This window comes from Amycolatopsis sp. NPDC004747 (genome assembly GCF_053601335.1).
This window is the reverse complement of record NZ_JBSGBQ010000012.1, coordinates 12490-32003: the sequence shown is the minus strand read 5'-3', so window position 1 is coordinate 32003 and position 19514 is coordinate 12490. Positions and strand designations below refer to the sequence as shown.

Here is a 19514-nt window from a genome sequence, read left to right as displayed (position 1 = left end):
GAACCTCACGAGGCGAAGTAGACGGAGTTGACGCTGCCGACGGCGAGCTGGCCGGCGGGCGCGCCGGGCAGGCCGGTGGCCGGGTCGCGGGGCAGCCAGGTGACGGTGCCCGAGCGCTGGTTCGAGACGTAGAACCAGCTTTCGGACGGGTCGAGGGCCACGTGCCGCGGCCAGTTCCCGCCGGTCGGCACGCTCGACACCAGCTTCAGCGTGGCGCCGGAGGCCGAGAACGTGGCCAGGGTGTTCGGACCGCGGACGGTGGCGTAGACGAACTTCCCGTCGTTGGAAACGTGGATTTCGCCCGGGAACTGGTCCCCGGTGCTCCCGGCGGGCACGGCCGGGACGACGGAGAGCGCTTTCAGCTTCCCCGCCGCCGCGTCCCAGCTCGCCACCGTCACCTCAGCTCGCAGCTCGCCGAGGATATAGGCGAACTTCCCGGTGCGGTCGAAAGCGAGGTGCCGCGGCCCGGCGCCCGATGGCAGCTTCAGCTGCTGGTGCAGCGAAAGCTTCCCGGCGGCGAAGCCGTAGACGTACACCGAATCCGCGCCCAGGTCGACCGCCAGCACCCAGCGGCCGGTCGGGTCGTTGACGACCTGGTGGGCGTGCGCGTCCCGCTCGGCGCCGTGGTGGGTGACGAGGTCGGTGGCCGCCCCGAGCTTGCCGCCGGCCAGGATCGGCAGCACCACGACGCTGCCCGAGCTGTAGTTGGCGGCCAGCACGTACTTCCCGCTCGAATGCACCGACAGGTGCGTCGGCGCACCGCCCTTCGAAGACACCTTGTTGAGCAGCTTCGGCTTCGCGGGATCGGCGATGTCCAGCGCCGAGACGTACCCGGCCGGGTCGCCTTCGTTGGTGACGTACAGCGTCTTGCCGTCGGCGCTGCGGTCGAACCACGACGTGTCGGTGATGCCGGGCACCGTGCGGACGGGGTTCAGCGCGGCGCCGGACCGGGTCGTGACGTCGAGCCCGTGCCCGGTCGCCCCGCTGGTGTAACTGCCGATGTACACGGTTCCTCCGGCGAAGCAGCCTTTCGGCGTGGTGGCGGCCGACGCGAGCGAGCTGCCCAGGACGGTGGCGGCGCCCGCGCCGGCCGCGGCGCCGAGGAACGTGCGGCGGGAAAGTCCGGTCATCGTCTTTGTCTCCCAACGGGTTTCGGCGGTGACGGACTCCAGTATGGTCTAGACCACGGCCATGAGCAATGCCGAAACCCCGAATCCGGAAAGGGAAAGCACGGTTTCCAGCGCGGTCCAGGACTTGATGGTTTGCGGCACGGTGAGGTTGAAGTACCGTGAAACGATCCAGAACCCGCCGTCGTTGACGTGCGAAGCGATGATCGAGCCGGCCGAAATCGCCATCACGAGCAGCGCCAGCTGGATCTGCGAATAGCCGAGCTGGGCCACCGTCGGCGCGATGATCCCGCTCGTGGTCACGATGGCGACGGTCGCCGAACCCTGCGCGATCCGCATGCCGCAGCTGATCACGTACGCCGCGAGCAGCACCGGCAGCCCGGCGTCGTGCAGCGAGTCGGCCACGGCCTTGCCGATCCCGGTCGCCGAGAGCACCGCGCCGAAGAACGCGCCCGCGCCGACGACCAGCAGGATCATCGCCACCGGCCGCAGCGACTTCGCGGCCAGCTCGTTGAGGTCCTTGCCGGTGAACCCGCGCCGCAGGCCCAGCAGCCAGGACGCGAGCAGCACGGCGACGGTCAGCGCGACCGCGGGGGTCCCGATGAACGCGGCGACCCCGGCGAGCGCGGAGCCCTTCGGCAGCCAGATGCTGCCGAACGTGCCCGCCAGGATCAGCACCAGCGGCACCGCGATGATCGCGGCGACCAGCCCCAGCGACGGCGGGTTCGCTTCCTTCTCGCCCTCTTCTTCGGCGAAGACCATGTCCTCGGGCACGTCGACGGTGATGCGCTTGCCGATCCACGTCGAGTACAGCACGCCGCCGATCAGGAACGCGGGGATACCGCAGGCCAGGCCCATCAGGATGATCCAGCCGAGCTCGACGTGCAGCAGCCCGGCCGCGGCCACCGGGCCCGGGTGCGGCGGCAGGAAGGCGTGCGTGATCGACAGGCCGGCCAGCAGCGGCATCGCGTACAGCACCAGCGACCTGCCGCCCTGGCGCGCGGCGACGTAGACCAGCGGGGCCAGCACGAAGATGCCGATGTCGAAGAACACCGGGATGCCGAAGACGAACCCGGCGACGCCCATGGCCAGCGGGGCCCGCTTCTCGCCGAACGACCGCAGCAGCGCGCCGGTGAGCACCTTGGCGCCGCCCGAGCGTTCCAGGATCGAGCCGAGGATCGTGCCCAGGCCGATGATCGCCGTGATGTGCCCGAGAATGCTGCCGAACCCCTTCTCCAGCAGGGAGTCCGACGCCTTCTGGGCCGAGCCGACGATCGTGCCGACCGGCAGGCCCGCGGCCAGCGCCGTCAGCAGGCCGACGACGATCAGCGCGATGAACGGTTCCAGCTTGAGCTTGATGATCAGCACGAGCAGGACGGCGATCGAGACGGCGGCGAGCGTCAGCAGCCCGCCCGTGGTGTGTTGCAGCCAGTGGATCATCGGGCTCTCCGGGGGTTGCGCAGGGAGTGTCCGGCGAGGGCGCCGGTGGGGCTTCCGTCGTCGAGGGCGGCGATGCCGTTGACGAAGACGTGGGTGAGGCCTGTGGCGGCTTGCCGCGGGTCCTCGAAGGTGGCGGTGTCGGTGATCGTTTCGGGGTCGAACAGCACCAGGTCGGCGGCGTACCCGGCGCGGACGAGCCCGCGGTCGGTGAGCCGCAGCCGGCGGGCGGCCCGCCCGGTCAGGTGGGCGACGCACTCGGCGAGCTCCAGCACGCCGAGCTCCCGGACGTACCGGGCCAGGTAGCGCGGGAACGTGCCCCACGCGCGCGGGTGCGGCCGGGCGCCGACGAGGAGGCCGTCGCTGCCGCCGGTGTGCGTGCGGTGCCGCATGATGGCCTGGACGTTCTCCTCGTGTCCGACGTGCATCAGGCACGACGTCCCGAGCCGCTCGTCGAGCAGGGTGTCGAAGTACAGCTTCGCCGGTTCGGTGCCTTGTTTCGACGCCGACGCGGCGACGCTGTGCCCGACGAGGTGGGCGTTGTGCTCGTGGCGGATGCCGTTGATTTCGATGGCGTCCCAGTCGATCGGGACGCCGTGGGCGCCGTCCGAACCGGACTCCTCGATCTCGGCGCGGATCCGCTCCCGTTCGTCCACATCGGACAGCCGGGCGAGGGTGGCGGCCAGCCCGCCTTCGGTGGCCCAGCTCGGCAGCAGCGCGCTCAGGTAGGTCGCGCCCGGCAGGTACGGGTAGGTGTCCAGCGAGATGTCGCAGCCGTCGTCGAGGGCGTCGTCGAGCAGCTTCAGCAGGTCGGGCGCCTTGCCCTTGTTGACCGAGAAGTTCATCGTCGCGTGGGCCAGGTGCAGCGGGCAGCCGGACCGGCGGCTCACGTCGACCATTTCGGCGAAGGCCTCCAGTGCGCCCTTGCCGTAGCTGCGGTGGTGCGGGCTGTAGAACCCGCCCAGCTCGCCGACCACCCGGCACAGCTCGACCAGCTCGCTCGTCTCCGCGTACATCCCGGGCGTGTAGGTGAGCCCGGACGACATCCCCACCGCCCCCTCGGCCAGGCCGGTGGCGACGAGCTCCTTCATCCGGTTCAGCTCGGCTTCGGTGGCGGGCCGGTCGGCCCAGCCGACGGCGAGCATCCGGACCGTGCCCTGTGGCACCAGGTAGGCGGCGTTGACGGCGATACCCTGGTCCAGCCGGTCGAGGTACTCGCCGACCGAGCGCCAGTTCCAGTCGAACCCGGCCGGGTCGTCGTTCCAGCCCGCCAGCTGCTGCCGCAGCGCCTCGAGCACAGTGTCGTCGACCGGCGCGTACGACAGCCCGTCCTGGCCGAGCACCTCCGTCGTCACGCCCTGGGTGATCTTCGCCGGGTGCTCCGGGTTGGCCAGCAGCTGCAGGTCGGAGTGCGAGTGCATGTCGATGAACCCGGGCGCGAGCACCAGGCCGTCGGCGTCGATCGTGCGGGTACCGGTCAGCGAGCCCGGGTCGGCGACGTCCGCGATCCTGCCGTCGCCGATGCCGACGTCGTGGCGGGCGAGCGGGGCGCCGGTGCCGTCGGCGACCAGCGCGTTCCGGACGACGACGTCCATCAGAACCACGTCCGGACGTAGCCGGCGACGGTTTCGCCGTCGGCCGCGGTCACCGGCAGCAGCGGCCACTTGTCGAACACCGTGCACGGGTGGGACAGGCCGAGGCCGATCCAGTCGCCGACCTCGACCGGGGAGCCCGGCGGCAGGGTGAGGAAGGCGTGCTGGTCGTTCATCTTCGCGACGACGTGGCCTTCGAGCGGCTCGGCGGGACCGGCCGGTGCCCGGCGCAGCTGCGGCTCGGGCATGCCCTCGTCGAAGGACGCGTCCCGCTTGCCGATGGTGAGCAGCGCGAGCTCGTCCGACGGCTTCGACGTCACCTGCGCCCAGGCCCGCAGCGCCGGCCGGAAGGAGTCGACGCCGTCGATGCGCGGGTGGTCGCCCAGCGGGGAGATCTCGCGGTAGAAGCCGTCGTCGTGGGTGAGGTAGGCGCCGCTGCGCAGCACCGGCAGCACGTCGAGGCCGTCCGGCCACGGTTTCGTCAGCTCGTTCGCGACCTGGTCGAAGTACGCGCTGCCGCCCGCGGTGACGATGATCTGTCCCTCGAGGAGTCCCTTGCCCGCGAACGAGATCGCCAGGTCGCGCAGACCGTCCACGTAGGAGCTGATCTTGGCGAGCGCGGCTTCGTCGGTGTCGTGCGACAACGCGCCTTCGTAGCCGCCGGTGCCGCGCAGCCGCAGCGCCGGGCTCGCGTGGACCGCCTCGGCGATCGCCAGCGCGGTCGCGGTGTCGCGGACGCCGGTGCGGCCGCCGTCGGCGCCCAGTTCGACCAGGACGTCGACCGGGCGCTGGGCGCCGTCGAGGGCCGCGGTCATCAGCTCGACGCCGCGGACCGAGTCGACCCAGCAGAGGAACTCGAACCCGGGGTCGGCCGCCAGTTCGCCGGCCAGCCAGCGCAGGCCCGCCGGGTCGAGGAGCTGGTTGGCCAGCAGGATCCGGGACACCCCGAACGCCCGGTAGATCCGGAGGTGACCGGCGTTCGCGCAGGTCACGCCCCATGCGCCGTGCTCGATCTGGCGGGCGAACAGCTGGGGGGCCATGGTCGTCTTGCCGTGCGGGGCGAGCTCCACGCCGCGGGCGGCGCACCAGGCGGCCATCGTCCGCAGGTTGTGCTCGAGCGCTTCGTCGTCGAGGACGACGAAGGGCGCGAAGAACCCGTCGGTGAACAGGTTCAGCCGACGCTCCGCGGCTTCGTCCAGCGTGAGCCCGGTCAGGGCGGGGGCGGCGTTGCGGAAGCGCCAGTCGATCCGCTCCCGGCGGAGCTGGGCGAGCGCGGCGGCGTCCATCGTGCAAGGCTTCATCGGCGGCGACCTCTGTTGCGTATGCTGCAACGACTGTTGCGCATTTTGAGTGCCATAGGTGTAGCATCCGGGTCGCCACAGGTCAACGGGGCGACGGACAGGGGAGACGGAAAGTGACGAGCGGGCCCGAGGTGTTGTGCGTGGGCGAGACGATGGCGCTGTTCGTGCCCGCCGAACCCGGCCCGCCGGACGAGGTGAAGCGCTGGGTGCGCACCATCGGCGGGGCCGAATCGAACGTGGCCTGCAACCTGCCGACCCTCGGCGTGCGCAGCGGCTGGGTGAGCGCGGTCGGCGACGACCCGTTCGGCCGGGCGATGTTGCGCGAGGTGGCGTCCCACGGCGTCGACGTCAGTGCCTGCGTTGTCGACCCGACCCGTCCGACCGGGCTCTACGTCAAGGAAAGCGGCGCCGGCGGCAGTCCCGTGCGCTACTACCGGGCGGGCTCGGCCGCGTCCGGGATGGGGCCGTCCCTGCTCGACCGGCTGGACCTCGACGGCGTCCGCGTGCTGCACCTGTCGGGGATCACGCCCGCGCTGTCGGAGAGCTGTCTTGCCCTGGTGCGCGCCCTGCTGGAGCTGCCCCGCGGCGACCGGCTGATCTCGTTCGACGTCAACCTGCGGCCGGCGCTGTGGACCGGCCGCGACCCCGGGCTGCTCGCCGAACTGGCCGGGCAGGCCGACATCGTGCTGACCGGCGACGACGAGGCCCAGCAGGTGTGGGGGACCGGTGACCCGGCCGAGCTGCGGGCGCTGTTGCCGGGGCCGCGCACGCTCGTCGTCAAGCACGGCGAACGCGGCGCGACGCTGGTCGAGGGCGAACCGCTGTTCGCGCCCGCGCTGCAGGTCGACGTCGTCGAGCCGGTCGGCGCCGGCGACGCGTTCGCCGCCGGGTTCCTCGCCGCGACGCTGCGCGGCGCCACGCCGCTGGAACGCCTGCGCCAAGGCCACCTCCAGGCCGCCGTCACGCTGCTGACCCACGACGACGTCGGGGTGCCGCTGCCGCGGGAGGTCGTGGATACCCTGCTCCACGCCGACCCGGACGAGTGGCGTGCGGCGCGGCTGACCGGAGAGGGCGTGGTACGGACATGAGCCAGAGCTTGGACCGCGCGCTGACGCTGCTGACCTCGATCGCGCGGGACGCGCGCACCCTCGACGACCTCGCCGACGAGATCGGCGTGCACAAGTCGACCGTGCTGCGGCTGCTGCGCACCCTTGAACAGCACCACTTCGTCCGCCGCGAAGGCGCCCGGCACTACCGGCTGGGCAGCGCGATGTTCGACCTGGCCAACCAGGCCCTGGACTCCTTCGACGTCCGGCGCAGCGCCCACCCCGCGCTCGCCGCCCTCAACGCGCGCACCGGCCACACCGTGCACCTGGCCAGCTACGAGGACGGCGAAGTCGTCTACATCGACAAGTTCGAGGGCCGGCACTCGGTGCGGATGTACTCGCGCATCGGCAAGCGCGCGCCGCTGCACTGCACCGCGGTGGGGAAGGTGCTGGTCGCGGCGATGCCCGTGGCCCGCCGCGAGGAGATCGCCCGGTCGATCGAGTACCCGGTCCGGACGCCGAACACGATCACCACGCCTTCGGAATACCTGGCGGAGCTGGAGCGCGTGGCCGAGCGCGGGTACGCCGTCGACAACGCCGAGCACGAGGACTTCATCCACTGCATCGCGGCGCCGGTGCGGGGGACCGGCGGCGAGGTGCTGGCCGCCGCGTCGATGTCGGTGCCGAAGGTGCTGCTCGACTACGAAGGCCTGCTGGCGCTGGTGCCCGAGCTGCGGGCCGCCACGAAGGAAGCTTCCGTCCACAGTGGATGGACGGAGAACGGAAAGGGGCACTGATGAGCAAGACGGCAGTTTCCACCGAGAACGCGCCGAAGCCGCCGGCGAAGTTCTCGCAGGCCGTCCGCAAGGGGAACCTGCTGCAGGTCGCCGGCCAGGTCGCCTTCGACCCGGCGACCGGCGCGATCGTCGGCGACGACGTCGTGGGCCAGACCCGGCAGACGTTCAAGAACATCGAGGCCGTGCTGGCGGAGGCGGGCTCGAGCCTCGCGGACGCGATCATGGTCCGGGTGTACCTGACCGACACCGCGCACTTCGCGCCGTTCAACGAGGTCTACAACGAACTGATCGGCGACGCCCCGCACGCCGCGCGCACGACGGTGTACGTCGGCCTGCCGGGCGAGCTGCTCGTCGAGATCGACGTGCTCTGCGTGCTGGACTGACCTCCGGCGGGTGGTCAGCCCAGGACGCTCGTGTAGCCGTTCAGGGCCGGCTGCCCGCCGAGGTGGGCGTAGAGGACGTTCGATTCGCGCGCGATCTCGCCGTTCTTGACCAGGTCCATCAGCCCGGCCATCGACTTGCCCTCGTACACCGGGTCGGTGATCATCCCCTCCAGCCGGGCGCAGGTCTCGATCGCGTCCACTGTGGACTTGTCGGGGATGCCGTAGATCCCGGCGTGGTAGCGGTCGTCGAGTTCGACGTCCGCGATCTCGCCGCCGCCGATCAGCTCCGCGGTGTTCCGGGCGATCCGCGTGACCTGTTCGAGGGTCTCGGCCGGCTTGGCCGAGGCGTCGATGCCGAGGATGCGCCGCTTCTTGCCGATCGTGGTCCCCGCGACCATCCCGCCCTGGGTGCTGCCGGTGACCGAGCAGACGATCACGGTGTCGAAGAAGACGCCGAGCTCTTCTTCCTGCTTCTCCAGCTCGACGATCCAGTTCGCGAAGCCCAGCCCGCCGAGCCGGTGGTCGGAGGCGCCGGCGGGGATGGCGTACGGCTTCCCGCCGCCGGCCTCGATCTCGGCGACGGCGTCCTCCCACGCCTGCTTGAACCCGATGCCGAAGCCGGCCTCGACCAGCCGGACGTCGGCACCGAGGATGCGCGAGAGCTGGATGTTGCCAACCTTGTCGTAGAGCGGGTCGTGCCAGTCGACCCAGCTTTCCTGCACCAGCACGGCCTTCAGCCCGGCCCGGGCGGCGGCCGCGGCGACCTGGCGGGTGTGGTTGGACTGGACGCCGCCGATCGAGACGAGCGTGTCGGCGCCCTGGGCGAGCGCGTCGGCGACGAGGTACTCCAGCTTGCGGGTCTTGTTCCCGCCGTAGGCGAGACCGGAGTTCACGTCCTCGCGCTTGGCCCAGATCTTCGCGCCGCCGAGGTGCTCGGTGAGGCGTTCGAGCGGGTGCACCGGCGACGGACCGAACAGCAGCGGGAAGCGCGGGAAGTCGGCGAGGGTCATTGTTCCTCCAGCAGGTCGGTCCAGATGGTCGAGATCACCTCGACGGCGGTTCCGGTGTCGTGCTTCTCGAGCGCGTCGATGAGCTTCGTGTGCCGCTCCACCGAGTTCCAGGCCAGCGTCGAGCTGAACCGGGCGTGTTCCAGGCGGCGCAGGAGCGGGGTGTAGCGGTCGAGGGTCGCGGCCACCGCGGCGTTGCCGGCCAGCCGGACCGGGACGTCGTGGAGTTCGTCGTCGGCTTTGACGGCGGCCGCGATGTCGCGGGCCTCGATCGCCGCGGCGAAGCGGTCGTTGGCCGCGCGCATGGCGGCGATGTCGGCCGGGCGGCACCTCGCGGCGGCCTGGCGGACGGCGAACTCGTGCAGCACCCGGACGATCTCCCGGGCGTCGAGCACGTCGGGCGACATCACGTCGGAGACGCGCGTGTAGCTCTGCGGCTTGGAGTGGACCAGGCCGTCGTCGGTCAGCCGCCGCAGGGCCTCGCGGACGGGCGCCTTCGAGAGGCCGAGCTGGTCGGCGAGCTCGCCGTCACGCAGCGGCGTGCCGGGCGGCAGCGTGCCGTCGACGATCGCCTGGCGGATGCGGTCGTAAGCCTCGTCGCGGAGCAACGGGCGGGTGACCTTCGAGAGACTCACATCTAACATGTTAGATGTCGGACAGCAGCCGAGGCAAGGGGTGGCTGATTTGGTGCGGGGTGGCTTCGGCGACGGACTCGGCGGCTGCGATCGGCACACCCAGCCCCGCCCGCCCCAATGGGGCCTTGGGTGCGTCAGGTGCAACCGAGGCGGCCTTCGGTGCGTCAGACGCAACCAAGGCCGCCTCGGGGCGCCGGAAACGGGGCCGTCAGTAGACCGGGCCGGTGTACTTCTCGCCGGGACCCTGGCCGGGCTCGTCGGGCACGGCCGAAGCCTCCCGGAACGCCTTCTGCAGCGACTGCAGACCGTCCCGCAACGGCCCGGCGTGCAGGCCCAGGTACTCCGCGGAGGCGGTCACGAGCCCGGCGAGCGCGGTGATGAGCCGGCGCGCTTCGTCCAGGTCTCGGTGCGGGGACGTCGCCGGGTCGGCGTCGGCGAGCCCGAGCCGCTCGGCGCCGGCCGACAGCAGCATCACCGCCGCGCGGCTGATCACCTCCACGCTGGGGATCTCGGCCAGGTGGCGGTCGTCCGGGGAATAAGGGGCCTGTTCGGAGGGTTGTTCTGACACGTCTGGTACCCTTCCACGAGCGACCAGCCCCCGAGTGATCGGGGGCGGCAAGTGGAGCCCCGCTCCCACCCGCGTCACCGTACAGGTGGCCGGGTCCGGTCTCGCCAGGACGCAAGTCCGAAGCGAAGCAGTGCCCTCCGGGGCACGATCGGAAACAGAGTGGGCCCCGCGCACCGAACGGTGTCGGGGCCTTCGCTATGTGGGCACCAGGTCGAAACGAGAACAGGAAACATTCCTCGGACCAAGGAGGCCCCATCAGCTCCGAGACACGCATCAACGACCGAATCCGGGTGCCGGAGGTCCGTCTCGTCGGACCCGCCGGCGAACAGGTCGGCATCGTCCGGATCGAGGATGCGCTGCGCCTGGCGCAGGAGAACGACCTCGACCTCGTCGAGGTCGCGCCGCAGGCCCGCCCGCCGGTGTGCAAGCTCATGGACTTCGGCAAGTTTAAGTACGAGAGCGCGCAGAAGGCCCGCGAGTCGCGGCGCAACCAGCAGCTGACCGTCATCAAGGAACAGAAGCTGCGCCCCAAGATCGACCAGCACGACTACGAGACCAAGAAGGGTCACGTGTCGCGCTTCCTGGCGGCGGGCAACAAGGTCAAGGTCACGATCATGTTCCGCGGCCGCGAGCAGTCCCGGCCGGAGCTCGGCTACCGGCTGCTGCAGAAGCTCGCCGAAGACGTCACCGAACTGGGGTTCGTCGAGTCGTCGGCCAAGCAGGACGGCCGCAACATGATCATGGTGCTGGCCCCGCACAAGAACGTGAAGCCGAAGGCCAAGGCCGAGCCCGCTCCCGAGCAGGCCCCTGAGGCGTAGGCGCCGACCAGCACGAGTCAGCGGCTCACCGGTTCTCCGGTGAGCCGCCGCACGAAAGAGGACAGAAATGCCGAAGATGAAGACCCACAGCGGGACGTCCAAGCGCATCCGCAAGACGGGTACGGGCAAGCTGCGCCGCCAGATGACCGGCCGGCGCCACCGCATGGAGAAGAAGTCCAGCCGCGTGACCCGGCGTCTCGAGGGCACCACCGAGGTGTCGAAGACCGAGGTCAGCCGCGTCAAGCGCCTGCTCGGCATCTGATCCCGCAGAACTTGCTGTAACCACCCGGGGCGTCCCCCTCGCCCCCTGAGATCGACAGGATGGACCCGTGGCACGCGTCAAGCGGGCGGTCAACGCCCAGAAGAAGCGTCGCGCAACTCTCGAACTGGCCAGCGGCTACCGCGGCCAGCGTTCGCGGCTGTACCGCAAGGCCAAGGAGCAGACGCTTCACTCGCTGAACTACGCCTACCGGGACCGCCGTGCCCGCAAGGGTGACTTCCGCCAGCTGTGGATCACCCGCATCAACGCGGCCGCCCGCGCCAACGGCGTGACCTACAACCGGTTCATCCAGGGCATCAAGGCCGCGGGTGTCGAGGTCGACCGCAAGATCCTCGCGGACCTGGCCGTCAACGACGCCGCCGCCTTCACCGCGCTGGCCGAGCTCGCCAAGGCCAACGTCAACACCGGCGAAGCGAAGTCGGCCTGACCGGCAGCTTTCAACGACCCGGGGCGGACCCGTTCACCGAACGGACCCCCCGGGTCGTTGCTGCGCGCAAGCTGACGCGGCGCGCGGAACGCGACAAGGCCGGCCGGTTCCTGGCCGAAGGCGCCAACGCCGTCGAGGCCGCTCTGGCGGACGGCACGGTGTACGAGCTGTTCGTCACTTCGCGCGCGTCCGAGCAGCACGCGGACCTGGTCGACGCGGCCCGCGCGGCAGGCGTTCCGGTGTCGCCGATCACCGACCGCGCCGCCGACGGGCTGTCGGAAACCGTGACGCCGCAGGGCATCGTGGCCGTCTGCGCGCTGCTGGACCGGCCGCTCGAGGAGGCCGTGACCCCGGCCGCCAAGCTCGTGGTGGTGCTGGTCGACGTCGCCGACCCCGGCAACGCGGGCACGGTGATCCGCGTCGCCGACGCGGCCGGCGCCGACGCGGTGGTCCTGGCGGGCGACACGGTCGATCCCCACAACGGCAAGTGCGTCCGCGCGGCCGCCGGCAGCCTGTTCCACCTGCCGATCGCGCGCCTCCGCGACGTCCCGGCCGCGCTGGCCGCCTGCTCGGCCGCGGGCCTGCGGACGTTCGCCGCCCACGGCTACGCCGACGCCGAACTCGATCGGGTGGACCTCGCGGCCCCGACGGCGTGGGTGTTCGGCAACGAGGCGCACGGCCTGCCCGCCGACGTCCTCGGCCGCGCCGACCTCGCCGTCCGGATCCCGCTGTACGGCCGCGCGGAGAGCCTGAACCTCGCCACCGCGGCGGCTGTCTGCGTGTACACCAGCGCGATGGCGGCGCGGCGCTGACCCGGTCGCCGGGGCCGCGGCCGACGGACTTCGCGGGGCCGTTCGCCGGGTGTCCGCGTGCCACGGGGCGACCGGGGGCCTGCGGAGCCGATCCCATAGACTTTTCCCGCCTTTGACCTCTCGCGTGCCGTGTGCGGCGGAGCGCGAACGACCAGTCCCAGCGGACGCCGAGGAGTTATGTCCGGAGCCACGGAGAAGGAAGCACAGGGCGCGGTGCTCGCCCCCGAGACGCTGCAGGAGGCGGTCAAGGCCGCCGAAGCGGCGTTCGCCGCCGCGACCGGGCTCGACGGGCTGGCCGAGGTCAAGCCGGCCCACCTCGGCGACCACGCGCCGCTGATGCTGGCCCGCCGCGAGATCGGCGCCCTGCCCAAGCAGGAGAAGGCCGAGGCGGGCAAGCGCGTCAACGAGGCCCGCCAAGCCGTCCAGGCGGCCTTCGACGCCCGCCGCGCCGAGCTCCAGGTGGAGCGCGACGAGCGGGTGCTGCGCGAAGAAGCCGTCGACGTCACCCTGCCGTGGGACCGCGTCCCGCGCGGCGCCCGGCACCCGATCAGCACCATCTCCGAACGCGTCGCCGACGCCTTCGTCGCGATGGGCTACGAGATCGCCGAGGGGCCGGAGCTCGAAGCCGAGTGGTTCAACTTCGACGCGCTGAACTTCGGCAAGGACCACCCGGCCCGCCAGCTGCAGGACACGTTCTACGTCGGCGAAGAGGACTCCGGCCTGGTGCTGCGCACGCACACCTCGCCGGTCCAGGCGCGCACGCTGCTGCACCGCGACCTGCCGGTGTACGTGGTCTGCCCCGGCCGGACGTACCGCACCGACGAGCTCGACTCGACGCACACGCCGGTGTTCACCCAGGTCGAGGGCCTGGCGGTGGACAAGGGCATCACCATGGCCCACCTCAAGGGCACGCTGGACGCCTTCGCCCGCGCGATGTTCGGCGAGAACTCGAAGACGCGGCTGCGCCCGCACTTCTTCCCCTTCACCGAGCCGTCCGCGGAGGTGGACGTCTGGTTCGAGGAGAAGAAGGGCGGCCCCGGCTGGGTGGAGTGGGGCGGCTGCGGCATGGTCAACCCGAACGTGCTGCGCGCCTGCGGCGTCGACCCCGAGGTGTACTCCGGGTTCGCCTTCGGCATGGGCATCGAGCGCACCCTGCAGTTCCGCAACGGGATCCCGGACATGCGCGACATGGTGGAGGGCGACGTCCGCTTCACCCTTCCCTTCGGAACGGAGGCGTAGTGCGAGTTCCAGTCAGCTGGCTGACCGAACACCTCGATCTCACCGACGAGGTCACGCCGCAGGACCTGGCCGACGCGTTCGTCCGGATCGGCATCGAGGTCGACGACCTGCGCGAGCTCGGCCCGGTGACCGGCCCGCTGGTCGTCGGCCGGGTGGCCGAGATCGAGGAGCTCACCGAGTTCAAGAAGCCGGTGCGCTTCTGCCGCGTCGACGTCGGCGAGCCCGCCGACGAAGCCGAGGAGCTCGACGACGAAGACCTCGACGACGAAGACGACGACGAAACCGGCGAGTTCGACGAGGGCCCGCACGGCATCAAGACCCGCGGCATCATCTGCGGCGCGCGCAACTTCGTCGAGGGTGACCTGGTCGTCGTCGCGCTGCCGGGTGCCGTCCTGCCCGGCGACTTCGAAATCGCCGCCCGCAAGACCTACGGCCGGATCAGCGACGGCATGATCTGCTCGGCGCGCGAGCTCGGCCTCGGCGACGACCACACCGGCATCCTCGTGCTGCCCCCGGGCACCGCGAGCCCGGGCGACGACGCGAGCGAGCTGCTCGGCCTCGACGACTCGGTGATCGAGCTGGCCCCGACCCCGGACCGCGGCTACGCGCTGTCGATCCGCGGGCTCGCGCGCGAGCTGTCGAACGCGCTCGACGTGCCCTTCGGCGACCCGGCGCTGCTGGAGGTCCCGGCGGCCGAGGGCGACGCCTGGCCGGTCCACGTCGAGGACCCGGAAGGCTGCCCGCGGTTCGTGCTGCGCCGGGTCACCGGCCTGGACGCGACGGCGCCGACCCCGTGGCGGATGCGGCGGCGGCTGATGCTGGCCGGCATCCGGTCGATTTCACTGGCCGTCGACGTCACGAACTACGTGATGCTCGAACTCGGGCACCCGCTGCACGCGTTCGCCACCAAGGCCATCCAGGGCGATCTGGTGGTGCGCCGGGCCAAGCCGGGCGAGAAACTGACCACTTTGGACGACGTGGAGCGCACGCTCGACCCGGACGACGTGGTCATCGCCGACGACAGCGGCGTCATCTCGCTCGCCGGCACGATGGGCGGCGCGAGCACCGAGATCACGCCGGAGAGCACGGACGTGCTGCTCGAGGCGGCGCACTGGAACCCGGCGGCGATCAGCCGCACCGCGCGGCGGCACAAGCTGTTCTCCGAGGCCGCCAAGCGCTTCGAGCGGTTCACCGACCCGCAGCTGTGCGCGGCGGCGGTCGAGCTGGCCGCGCGCCTGCTGCGCCAGTACGGCGACGCCGCCATCCAGCCGGGCCGCACCGACGAGGGCTCGGTCGAGCCGAACCCGCCGGTCGTCATGCCGATCAACCTGCCCGACAAGATCGCGGGCGTGAACTACCAGCGCGGGGTCACGGTCCGCCGCCTCACCCAGATCGGCTGCAAGGTCTCGGTCGGCACGGGCGACGACGGCACGGGCCTGGTCACGGCGATCCCCCCGAGCTGGCGCGGCGACCTGCGCCAGCCGGCCGACCTGGTCGAAGAGGTGCTGCGGCTCGAGGGCTACGACAGCATCCCGTCGACGCTGCCCGCCGCCCCGGCCGGCCGCGGCCTGACCGACAGCCAGCGGCGGGTCCGGAGTGTCTCCCGGGCACTGGCCGAGGCCGGGTACGTCGAGGTGCGTCCGTTCCCGTTCGTCGGCGACGCGGTGTGGGACGCCTTCGGCCTGCCCGAGGACGACGTCCGCCGCAACGCGGTGGTGGTCCGCAACCCGTTGGAAGCCGACCGCAACCGCCTGGCGACGACGCTGCTGCCGGGCCTGCTGGACACCCTGCAGCGCAACGTGTCCCGCGGGATGAAGGACGTGTCGCTGTACCACATCGGCCAGGTGGTGCTCCCGGCCCCGAACCCGCTGAAGGTCCCCGACCTCGGCGTCGAGCACCGGCCGTCGGACGAGGACCTGGCCCTGCTGGAGGCGGCGGTACCCGAGCAGCCCCTGCACGTGGCGGTGGTCCTGGCCGGCAACCGCCACCGGGCGGGCTGGTGGGGTCCGGGTGAGCCGGCGAACTGGGCCGACGCGGTCCAGGCGGCCCGCACGGTCGCGGAGGCGGCCGGGGTGGAGCTGACGGTCCAGGCGGCCGACCTCCCCCCGTGGCACCCGGGCCGCTGCGCCCAGCTCCGCGTCGGCGACTGGCCGGTCGGCCACGCGGGCGAGCTGCACCCGAAGGTGGTCGAGGCGCTCGGCCTGCCACCGCGGACGGTGGCGATGGAGCTGGACCTGGACGCGATCCCGCTGCCGGACGCCCGCCCGGCGCCGAGCGTGTCGGGCTACCCCCCGGTGCTGCTGGACGTGGCCCTGGTCGCGGCGGCGGAGGTGCCGTCGGCGGATCTTGCGGCGGTGTTGCGCGAGGGCGCGGGCGAGCTGCTGGAGGACATCACGCTGTTCGACGTGTACGCGGGCGAGCAGGTCGGCGAGGGCAAGCGATCGCTGGCGTACAAGCTGCGGTTCCGCGCCCCGGACCGCACCTTGACGGTCGACGAAGCCACCAAGGCCCGCGACGCGGCGGTGGCAGCGGCGGGCGAGCGCTTCAGCGCAACCCTCCGAGCCTGACGACCACCGGCTCCGACGGTCCCGGCCCCTCCCGCTCACCAGAGCAGGAGGGGCCGGGCCATCCCACCCTCACCACCCAACCGCGCGAGTCGACCCTCCAATCACGCGAGCCGACCCTCCAATCACGCGAGCCGACCTCCTGGTCACGCGAGCCGACCCTCTGGGTACGCAAGCCGACCGCCTGAGTGCACGCTCGTCCCGGCCCCCGGCCCCCGGCCCCCGGCCCCCGGCCCCCGGCCCCCGGCCCCCGCTTCACCCGATGTGCTTGAGCGCCTCCCGCCTCGACAACCCGGACAACCCCGGGTGCTCGTCCACAAAGCGCCGCACCCAGCCCGGCGCCGTCTTCGCGTAGTCCCGCAACGCCCACCCGATTCCCTTCCGCAGGAAGAACTCCGGCTCGGCGATCGCCGGCTCGATCGTGCGGGTCAGCAGCTCCGTGTCGGTGTCCTCCTTGGCCCCCACCTGGCAGATGATCGCCGTCCGGCGGCGCCAGAGGTCGGCGTCGTCGGCCCATGTCAGCATCTTCGGGGTCAGCTCCGCGCGGTACTCCCGGAGGATCGGGCCGATCCGCCGGATGGCCACCTCGTCCACGACGTCCCACCAGGCCCCGTCGACGATCATTTCCTCGTACAGCGGAACCAGGTCGGGATCCTGCCACCGCCGGTAGGCCCGGTACCCGGAAAGGTCGATCGCCGCGTAGCGTTCCTCGCGGAATTCGGCCGCTCGCCACAACTCCAGGACGGTTCCCAGAAAACTCACCCGATCGGGCAATATGTGGCCGGCCAGCACCCGCTTGAGGAGCACGCTGCGCTCGGGTTTCGCCACCCCGCGGAACGGCATGGCCGACTTCATGTACGCCTGCATCGCCGGCGCCTTCGCCGGGTCGGCCAGCTCCGCCAGCCCGGCGCGGATCGCCGCGACCAGCCGTTCGTCCGCGCTCATCAATCCTCCTGTCGGGCCGAGGCGTCCCGCAGCGTACTGCCGGCCACCGACAGTTCCGGTGCCGCGCGGCCACCGCAGATACCGACGAAAGACGGATGGCGGAAGCCGCGTCGGTCAGCGAGATTGACCGAGGTTGCCGGTAGTTTCGTCGAAATCTGGCGAACGCTGTCGAATGCGGACGAAAAGGACGACTGTGAAAAGAATCGTTGCCGCCATCGCCACCGCGGGGCTCGCGGCCGGGCTGATGGCCGCCGCGCCCGCCGCCTCGGCGGCACCCGGGGCGCAGTTCACCCCCGCGCCGATCGCCTGGGGCCCGTGCGCGTCGGCGAGCCTCAAGGCCAACGGCGCCGAGTGCGGCTTCCTCGAAGTGCCGATGGACTACGCCAAGCCGGGCGGGGCGAAGGTCTCCGTCGCGGTGTCGCGGATCAAGCACAAGACCGCGCAGTCCCAGGGCATCATGCTGGTGAACCCGGGCGGCCCGGGCGGCTCCGGCCTCGGCCTGTCGGTGCTCGGCAAGTACGTGCCGAACAACGCCGGGGACAACTACGACTGGATCGGCTTCGACCCGCGGGGCGTCGGCTCCAGCAAGCCCGCCGTCAGTTGCGACGGGAACTACTTCAGCTACAACCGGCCGGCCTACGTGCCGACCACCGTGCAGCTGGAAAAGACCTGGCTCGCCCGCTCGAAGGGGTACGCCGACGCGTGCCGCAAGAACGGCGAGATCCTGAACCACCTGAAGACGACCGACGTCGCCCAGGACATGGACAGCCTGCGCAAGGCCCTCGGTGAGAAGCAGATCAACTACTACGGCTTCTCCTACGGCACCTACCTCGGCCAGGTGTACAGCACGCTGTACCCGAAGAACGTCCGCCGGATGGTGCTCGACGGCAACGTCGACCCGCGGAAGGTCTGGTACCAGGCCAACCTCGACCAGGACGTCGCGTTCGACAAGAACATCAAGATCTACTTCGACTGGCTGGCGAAGTACGACGACGTCTACCACCTGGGCAAGAGCGGCGACGCCGTCGAGAAGCTCTGGTACGACACGCAGCGCAAGCTCGCCAAGAACCCGGCGGGCGGCGTCATCGGCGGTGACGAGTGGACCGACATCTTCCTGCAGGCCGGCTACTACGTCTTCGGCTGGGTCGACATGGCCGAGGCCTTCGACGGCTACGTGCACAAGGGTGACTGGCAGACCCTGAAGAAGCTCTACGACAACTCGAACCCGCCGGGCGACGACAACGGGTTCGCCGTCTACCTGGGTGTGCAGTGCACCGACGTGCAGTGGCCGACCGACTGGAACCGCTGGCGGATCGACAACTGGCTGACCTACTTCAAGGCCCCGTTCGAGACCTGGGGCAACGCCTGGTTCAACGCGCCCTGCGTGTACTGGCCGGCGAAGGCGGGCAAGCCGGTGGACATCGACGGCAGCAAGGTGGCCGGTGCGCTGCTCATCAGCGAAGAGCTCGACGCCGCCACGCCGTACACCGGCAGCCTCGAGGTGCGGAAGCGGTTCCCGAACTCGAGCCTGATCAGCGCGCCCGGCGGCACGACGCACGCCGGCTCGCTGTCCGGGGTGTCCTGTGTGGACGACAAGATCGCCGACTACCTGGCCACCGGCACCCTGCCGAAGCGCCTGCCCGGCAACCACTCGGACGTCCAGTGCAGCCCGGTGTCGCCGCCGCTGCCCGACGGCGCCGCGGCGCAGAAGTCGGACAACTCCGCGAAGGCCGCCCAGGAGAAGCAGAGCACGCTGGCCCAGCTGCTGCACTTCTGAGCGAACCTGCTGCATCCCGCTGCCCCGGTCCGGTGCTTCCGGACCGGGGCAGCGTCTTGTCCGCCGGTGTCCCATCGTCGCCTCCTCGTGACGGTTCGTGTTCGGGAGAGACGTTAGGGGAGGGGTCCGACAGTTTCGGAGCGAAGTGGGCCGTGAGCAGCGCGTGGCCGAAAATTGTCGGGGGTGCGCGCTAGCTTCGTGGCATGTCGATCATCGAACAGCGCCGGACCGAGATCCGGGCAGCGGACAACATCTACCAGATCGTGGTCGCGACCAGGACGGACGTCGACCGCGCCGAACCCACGCCCCGGGTGATGATCACCCTGGAAGCCGGCGGCCCCGGTGGCGAACAGGTCGCCGAGGGCAGCCTCGACCTGGACGTCGCGGTGGCGGCCACGGTGGCGGAGCTCGTCTCGGACGGATTGCTCTCCGCGACCGGCGAGGGCCGCGGGCCGCGGCGAAGATCCGCGGGCCGTCCTGCCCAGCAGGGCCGCCCGTGGAGCGAGGAGGCGGACGCGGAGCTGGAGAGCCGGTGGATCGCGGGGGAGAGCGTCGCGCAGATCGCGGCGCACTTCGAGCGCACCCCCGGTGGCATCCGCGCCCGCCTGCCGCGCGTGGGCTGCGACCCGGAGCACCCGGGCTGCTACCTCCCCGTGCCGCCGAGCAGGCGCACGGATCTGGACGGAGGCGAGCCGGGCTGAGCGGCGGCGGTGGGCCGGTCCGCAGGGGGAGCGGCCCACCGCAGTATCACCCGAGACC

General features: G+C 71.3%; 19 protein-coding genes. 11 read left to right on the top strand and 8 right to left on the bottom strand.

Annotated features, from left to right (window positions below; all coding sequences use genetic code 11):
• Positions 1-5 precede the first annotated feature (5 nt).
• The 4 genes from ACWEGE_RS20630 to ACWEGE_RS20615 are packed head-to-tail and all read right to left on the bottom strand — an operon-like array spanning position 6 to position 5457.
• On the bottom strand, positions 6-1130 hold the full coding sequence (locus ACWEGE_RS20630; RefSeq protein ID WP_449662056.1) for a lactonase family protein: 1125 nt from the start codon (positions 1128-1130) through the stop codon (positions 6-8).
• Between the two features lie 48 nt (positions 1131-1178).
• Positions 1179-2567 carry a GntP family permease gene (locus tag ACWEGE_RS20625; RefSeq protein WP_449662055.1) on the bottom strand — a complete coding sequence of 463 codons (1389 nt, stop codon included), beginning with the start codon at positions 2565-2567 and terminating at the stop codon, positions 1179-1181.
• Positions 2564-4159, bottom strand: a complete 1596-nt coding sequence (locus ACWEGE_RS20620) for an N-acyl-D-amino-acid deacylase family protein (RefSeq protein WP_449662054.1) — start codon at positions 4157-4159, stop codon at positions 2564-2566. The genes ACWEGE_RS20625 and ACWEGE_RS20620 overlap by 4 nt, the downstream gene beginning before the upstream one ends.
• Complete coding sequence (locus ACWEGE_RS20615; protein WP_449662053.1) at positions 4159-5457, bottom strand: amino acid deaminase; 1299 nt, start codon at positions 5455-5457, stop codon at positions 4159-4161. The genes ACWEGE_RS20620 and ACWEGE_RS20615 overlap by 1 nt, the downstream gene beginning before the upstream one ends.
• Positions 5458-5597: 140 nt before the next feature.
• On the opposite strand from ACWEGE_RS20615, the gene ACWEGE_RS20610 reads away from it, so the two are divergent.
• Genes ACWEGE_RS20610 through ACWEGE_RS20600 form a run of 3 tightly spaced genes read left to right on the top strand, consistent with a single transcriptional unit; the run spans position 5598 to position 7683 of the window.
• Entirely contained in the window at positions 5598-6545 is a 948-nt protein-coding gene (locus ACWEGE_RS20610) for a sugar kinase (protein WP_449662052.1), read from the top strand.
• Entirely contained in the window at positions 6542-7300 is a 759-nt protein-coding gene (locus tag ACWEGE_RS20605; protein ID WP_449662051.1) for an IclR family transcriptional regulator, read from the top strand. The genes ACWEGE_RS20610 and ACWEGE_RS20605 overlap by 4 nt, the downstream gene beginning before the upstream one ends.
• On the top strand, positions 7300-7683 hold the full coding sequence (locus ACWEGE_RS20600; protein WP_086864195.1) for a RidA family protein: 384 nt from the start codon (positions 7300-7302) through the stop codon (positions 7681-7683). Before ACWEGE_RS20605 ends, ACWEGE_RS20600 begins: the two co-directional genes overlap by 1 nt.
• A gap of 14 nt (positions 7684-7697) precedes the next feature.
• Here ACWEGE_RS20600 and ACWEGE_RS20595 read toward each other — a convergent pair whose 3' ends face one another.
• The 3 genes from ACWEGE_RS20595 to ACWEGE_RS20585 all read right to left on the bottom strand — a co-directional run bounded on the left by ACWEGE_RS20595 (position 7698) and on the right by ACWEGE_RS20585 (position 9893).
• Positions 7698-8693, bottom strand: a complete 996-nt coding sequence (locus ACWEGE_RS20595; protein ID WP_449662050.1) for a 1-aminocyclopropane-1-carboxylate deaminase — start codon at positions 8691-8693, stop codon at positions 7698-7700.
• Positions 8690-9334, bottom strand: coding sequence for a GntR family transcriptional regulator (locus ACWEGE_RS20590; protein WP_449662049.1), 645 nt, complete (start codon positions 9332-9334; stop codon positions 8690-8692). Before ACWEGE_RS20590 ends, ACWEGE_RS20595 begins: the two co-directional genes overlap by 4 nt.
• 199 nt (positions 9335-9533) lie before the next feature.
• On the bottom strand, positions 9534-9893 hold the full coding sequence (locus tag ACWEGE_RS20585; protein ID WP_449662048.1) for a DUF1844 domain-containing protein: 360 nt from the start codon (positions 9891-9893) through the stop codon (positions 9534-9536).
• Between the two features lie 197 nt (positions 9894-10090).
• On the opposite strand from ACWEGE_RS20585, the gene infC reads away from it, so the two are divergent.
• The 6 genes from infC to pheT all read left to right on the top strand — a co-directional run bounded on the left by infC (position 10091) and on the right by pheT (position 16036).
• Positions 10091-10711 carry a translation initiation factor IF-3 gene (infC, locus tag ACWEGE_RS20580; protein ID WP_086840451.1) on the top strand — a complete coding sequence of 207 codons (621 nt, stop codon included), beginning with the start codon at positions 10091-10093 and terminating at the stop codon, positions 10709-10711.
• Positions 10712-10778: 67 nt separating this feature from the next.
• Positions 10779-10973: a 50S ribosomal protein L35 gene (rpmI, locus tag ACWEGE_RS20575; protein WP_086840453.1), complete on the top strand. Its 195-nt coding sequence runs from the start codon at positions 10779-10781 to the stop codon at positions 10971-10973.
• A 67-nt stretch (positions 10974-11040) separates the two neighbouring features.
• Entirely contained in the window at positions 11041-11418 is a 378-nt protein-coding gene (gene rplT / locus ACWEGE_RS20570) for a 50S ribosomal protein L20 (RefSeq protein ID WP_004559056.1), read from the top strand.
• Positions 11415-12230 carry a TrmH family RNA methyltransferase gene (locus tag ACWEGE_RS20565; protein ID WP_449662278.1) on the top strand — a complete coding sequence of 272 codons (816 nt, stop codon included), beginning with the start codon at positions 11415-11417 and terminating at the stop codon, positions 12228-12230. Before rplT ends, ACWEGE_RS20565 begins: the two co-directional genes overlap by 4 nt.
• 177 nt (positions 12231-12407) lie before the next feature.
• On the top strand, positions 12408-13469 hold the full coding sequence (gene pheS / locus ACWEGE_RS20560; RefSeq protein WP_449662047.1) for a phenylalanine--tRNA ligase subunit alpha: 1062 nt from the start codon (positions 12408-12410) through the stop codon (positions 13467-13469).
• The gene (gene pheT, locus ACWEGE_RS20555) at positions 13469-16036 is read left to right on the top strand and encodes a phenylalanine--tRNA ligase subunit beta (protein WP_449662046.1); all 2568 of its coding nucleotides are present in this window, start codon (positions 13469-13471) and stop codon (positions 16034-16036) included. The genes pheS and pheT overlap by 1 nt, the downstream gene beginning before the upstream one ends.
• A 252-nt stretch (positions 16037-16288) precedes the next feature.
• Here the strand turns inward: pheT and ACWEGE_RS20550 are convergent, their stop codons facing one another.
• Entirely contained in the window at positions 16289-16978 is a 690-nt protein-coding gene (locus tag ACWEGE_RS20550) for a DNA alkylation repair protein (protein ID WP_449662045.1), read from the bottom strand.
• A gap of 193 nt (positions 16979-17171) precedes the next feature.
• Between ACWEGE_RS20550 and ACWEGE_RS20545 the strand changes: the two genes are divergently transcribed.
• Positions 17172-18755: an alpha/beta hydrolase gene (locus tag ACWEGE_RS20545; RefSeq protein ID WP_449662044.1), complete on the top strand. Its 1584-nt coding sequence runs from the start codon at positions 17172-17174 to the stop codon at positions 18753-18755.
• Positions 18756-18958: 203 nt separating this feature from the next.
• Positions 18959-19456 (top strand): helix-turn-helix domain containing protein, encoded by a 498-nt coding sequence (locus tag ACWEGE_RS20540; protein WP_449662043.1) that lies wholly within the window; start codon positions 18959-18961, stop codon positions 19454-19456.
• Positions 19457-19514 lie beyond the last annotated feature (58 nt).

Excerpts from the sequence above, each read along its gene's own strand:
- ACWEGE_RS20590 (WP_449662049.1), bottom strand. The coding sequence starts at position 9,334 with ATGTTAGATGTGAGTCTCTCGAAGGTCACCCGCCCGTTGCTCCGCGAC.
- ACWEGE_RS20595 (WP_449662050.1), bottom strand. The coding sequence starts at position 8,693 with ATGACCCTCGCCGACTTCCCGCGCTTCCCGCTGCTGTTCGGTCCGTCG.
- infC (WP_086840451.1), top strand. The coding sequence starts at position 10,091 with ATGTGGGCACCAGGTCGAAACGAGAACAGGAAACATTCCTCGGACCAA.
- ACWEGE_RS20620 (WP_449662054.1), bottom strand. The coding sequence starts at position 4,159 with ATGGACGTCGTCGTCCGGAACGCGCTGGTCGCCGACGGCACCGGCGCC.
- ACWEGE_RS20605 (WP_449662051.1), top strand. The coding sequence starts at position 6,542 with ATGAGCCAGAGCTTGGACCGCGCGCTGACGCTGCTGACCTCGATCGCG.
- ACWEGE_RS20615 (WP_449662053.1), bottom strand. The coding sequence starts at position 5,457 with ATGAAGCCTTGCACGATGGACGCCGCCGCGCTCGCCCAGCTCCGCCGG.
- rpmI (WP_086840453.1), top strand. The coding sequence starts at position 10,779 with ATGCCGAAGATGAAGACCCACAGCGGGACGTCCAAGCGCATCCGCAAG.
- ACWEGE_RS20540 (WP_449662043.1), top strand. The coding sequence starts at position 18,959 with ATGTCGATCATCGAACAGCGCCGGACCGAGATCCGGGCAGCGGACAAC.
- pheS (WP_449662047.1), top strand. The coding sequence starts at position 12,408 with ATGTCCGGAGCCACGGAGAAGGAAGCACAGGGCGCGGTGCTCGCCCCC.
- ACWEGE_RS20550 (WP_449662045.1), bottom strand. The coding sequence starts at position 16,978 with ATGAGCGCGGACGAACGGCTGGTCGCGGCGATCCGCGCCGGGCTGGCG.
- ACWEGE_RS20600 (WP_086864195.1), top strand. The coding sequence starts at position 7,300 with ATGAGCAAGACGGCAGTTTCCACCGAGAACGCGCCGAAGCCGCCGGCG.
- ACWEGE_RS20625 (WP_449662055.1), bottom strand. The coding sequence starts at position 2,567 with ATGATCCACTGGCTGCAACACACCACGGGCGGGCTGCTGACGCTCGCC.
- ACWEGE_RS20630 (WP_449662056.1), bottom strand. The coding sequence starts at position 1,130 with ATGACCGGACTTTCCCGCCGCACGTTCCTCGGCGCCGCGGCCGGCGCG.